At 76.4% G+C, this 461-nt stretch carries 1 pseudogene; it reads right to left on the bottom strand.

The window, feature by feature from the left end:
- A pseudogene (locus G3I71_RS47265) lies at positions 1–461 on the bottom strand (transcription-repair coupling factor); the annotation flags it as partial.

Here is a 461-nt window from a genome sequence, read left to right as displayed (position 1 = left end):
GCGTCCACCAGCCCAGGCCGCGCACCGCGGCGAGCGCGCGGACCTCGGCGAACGAGGCGAACGACGCGGCCGACAGGTCGAGCGGCGTCGCGGCGCCGGCGGCGGCCGACGTCCACGCGGCCTCGAGGAACTCCTGCGTCGTGGCCACCAGGTCGTGCGCGCGGCGCCGCACGCGCTCGGGGTCGACGAGCACGAGCAGCGACGCGTCCGGCACGAGGTCGAGCACGGGGACCATGCGCTCGACGAGCGCGGGCGCGAGCGACTCCATGCCCTCGACCGCGATGCCCTCGGCGAGCTTGTCGAGCATGTCGAGCGCACCGGGCAGGCGCTCGCGCAGTGCGGCGGCGCGCTCGCGCACGTCGTCGGTGAGCAGGATCTCGCGGCACGGCGGCGCCCACAGGCCGTGGTCGGCGACCTCGAGCGAGCGCTGGTCGGCGACCGAGAACCAGCGGATCTCCTCG

Origin of the sequence: Streptomyces sp. SID12501, assembly GCF_010550245.1 — a bacterium.
Lineage (GTDB): Bacteria > Actinomycetota > Actinomycetes > Streptomycetales > Streptomycetaceae > Streptomyces.
The sequence above is the reverse complement of the archived record's forward strand: the minus strand, read 5'-3'. Positions and strand labels throughout refer to the sequence as shown.